This is a genomic window from Paraburkholderia sp. (genome assembly GCF_034668105.1).
Taxonomy (GTDB): Bacteria; Pseudomonadota; Gammaproteobacteria; order Burkholderiales; family Burkholderiaceae; genus Paraburkholderia.
In genome coordinates, this window is the sequence record NZ_JAXDPY010000630.1 from 1 (window position 1) to 2,601 (window position 2,601).

Below are 2,601 nucleotides of genomic sequence, written 5' to 3' on the forward strand. Positions count from 1 at the left end.
CGTGTCGCTTGGGCGTCAGTACGATCCGCGTGTCGACTTCGTCGGAACGATGGTCGCGGCGACGCGCTGGGCAGGCGCGTTCGGCACGCATCCGGCGGATATCGACAATCTGAACAACTCGTTCCGCGTCAACAACTCGATCAAATACAGGAGCCCGTCGTTCGGCGGGCTTGCCTTCAGCGCGCTGTATTCGCTGGGCGGCGTCGCGGGCTCCGTGGGCCGCAACCAGATCTACAGCGTCGGCGGCGGCTACACCTACGGGCCGCTCGCGCTGGGCGCCGCGTACTTCAACGCGCACAACCCGAACGTGTCGTACTTCGGCGCGACCGGAACGGTGGCTGCGACGACCAACGGGGTGCCGGGTTCGAATCTGGGTACTGCGCCGTCGCTGTCCGGATTCGCCTCCGCGTCCACGTATCAGTCGATCGCGGCGGGCGGCGCTTATCAGTTCGGGCCGGCGCGCGTCGGCATCACGTGGACGAACACGGCGTTCAAGGGTCTCGGCGACACGAGTTCGGGACCGAACCCGCTTGGCCTCACCGGCAGCACGCATTACAACAACGCCGAAATCAACGGTGAGTACCACCTGACGCCCTCGCTGTTGATTGGCGCCGCGTACGATTACATGAAGGGCAGCAGCATCAGCAGCACGAAGCACGGACGGCTCGGCGGCGCGACGTATCACCAGGTGTCGCTCGGCGCGGACTACTCGCTCAGCAAGCGCACCGACGTCTACGTGATGGGGATGTACCAGCACGCATCGGGAACGGACTCCACGGGTGGCGAAGCGCACGCCGCGATCTACACGATCACACCGTCGGATTCAAACCATCAGGGCGTCGTGCGAATTGGCATGCGGCATCGCTTCTGATACCGCGAGCTCGTGAGCCGGGCGCCCCCCGATGAAGCGATGGACCGGATGAGCGCAGGATCGTGACACATCTGAGCAGAAACCGGAAAGAAACGCGCGCGGGCCATGGCTAGACTGGCCCGAGAGCGGGATGCTGTCGATGTGATTGACGCCGACGCTTTGAAGCATCTATGGCAGCACTTTTGGGCCGAGTCAAAAGCAAGGAGCAAATTTATGCCTGATACGGAAATCGCGCCGGGGGAAGCCGGGCAGCACGACGAGCAAATTCCACTACGCAAGCTGTTCGAACCCCTAAAGGTAGGACCGCACAACCTGCGTCATCGTGTCGTAATGGCGCCGCTGACGCGTTCGCGCGCGAGCCGACCCGGCAACATACCGTCGCAGCTCAACGCCTGCTATTACGCGCAGCGCGCAGCGGCCGCGCTCATCATCAGCGAGGCGACGCAGGTGTCGATGCAAGGGCAGGGCTATGCATGGACGCCTGGGATTCATACTCGCGAGCAGGTCGAGGGCTGGCGGCTCGTGGCGAACGCTGTGCACGAGGCGGGCGGGTTGATGTTCATGCAGCTCTGGCACGTCGGGCGCATATCGCACCCCTCGTTGCAGCCCGATGAAATGCTTCCCGGTGCGCCGTCTGCGGTCCTGCCGAAAGCGGAGGCGTTCATCGAGAACGAGCGCGGCGAAGGTGTCCTCGCGCCCTGCGTCACGCCGCGCGCGCTGCAGATCGAAGAGATGCCGTATCTCGTGCGCCAATACTTCAGGGGTGCGCGCAACGCAAAGGCTGCCGGTATGGACGGCGTCGAGGTGCACGCAGCGAACGGGTATCTGCTCGACCAGTTTCTGCTGTCCGGCACGAACCGCCGCAAGGACGAATACGGCGGGTCGAGCGAGCGCCGGGCCAAGCTGCTGTTTGAGGTGATCGAAACGGTTTGCGAAGTGTGGGGGCCTGAAAAGGTCGGCGTACGGCTCTCTCCTCTGGGCACCTTCAACGACATGCATGACGACGATCCCGACGCGACCTTTTCTTACGTCCTCGAGAAGCTCAATCGATACGGGCTGGCTTATTTGCACATCGTCAATCCCGCGCTGGCGGCGACCGGTGAGGATGTCGCTTTCACGGAGCGCGCGAAACGCATGAACGAGATGATACGCCGCACTTATCGTGGTGTGCTGATGGTCGCGGGCGGGTTCGACGGCAGCAGTGCGGAAAGATGGCTCGAGGACGGCAACGCGGACCTGATCGCGTTCGGACGCTTGTTCATCGCCAATCCCGACCTGCCGGAACGGTTCCGGTCGCACGCTCCGCTCAATTCGCCGGATCCGTCCACGTTCTACGGCGGCGGCGAGCGTGGGTATACCGACTATCCGTCGCTCGCGCAGGAGCGTGGGGAGGCCCCACGGTCGGTGATCGATGGGCGTTGGAGATAGCCTTCGTTGGCTGGCGGCCTTTCTGGCGCCACGCAACGAATTGCGAAGCGTGCCGCGCTGACGCATGGCGCGCGACGCATCTGTTCAATAGTTGGCCATTGACTTGGCAATCGTATTGCGCAGAATTTCCGACGCTCCACCGGCAATTTCGTATGCCTTCGCATCGCGCAGATAGCGGCCGTACGGTGCGTTTTCCATGACGCCATAGGCACCGCATATCTGGATCGCTGTACTGGCGACATCGGTGGCGAGTTTCGCCGACATCAACTTGGCCTCGCTGCCAAGACGCGGGACGTCGCCGC

Annotated in this window: 3 protein-coding genes; 2 read left to right on the plus strand and 1 reads right to left on the minus strand. The window is 63.3% G+C overall.

The genetic code is table 11. The features are described from left to right. A partial coding sequence (locus QOC89_RS27740) for a porin (protein WP_323047957.1) occupies positions 1 to 871 on the plus strand: 871 nt, incomplete at its 5' end. 213 nt (positions 872 to 1,084) lie between these two features. After that, positions 1,085 to 2,299 carry an alkene reductase gene (locus tag QOC89_RS27745; RefSeq protein WP_323047958.1) on the plus strand — a complete coding sequence of 405 codons (1,215 nt, stop codon included), beginning with the start codon at positions 1,085 to 1,087 and terminating at the stop codon, positions 2,297 to 2,299. Between the two features lie 84 nt (positions 2,300 to 2,383). Here the strand turns inward: QOC89_RS27745 and QOC89_RS27750 are convergent. Next, positions 2,384 to 2,601, minus strand: a 218-nt coding sequence (locus QOC89_RS27750) for an acyl-CoA dehydrogenase family protein (protein ID WP_323047959.1), incomplete at its 5' end; no start/stop codon positions are given.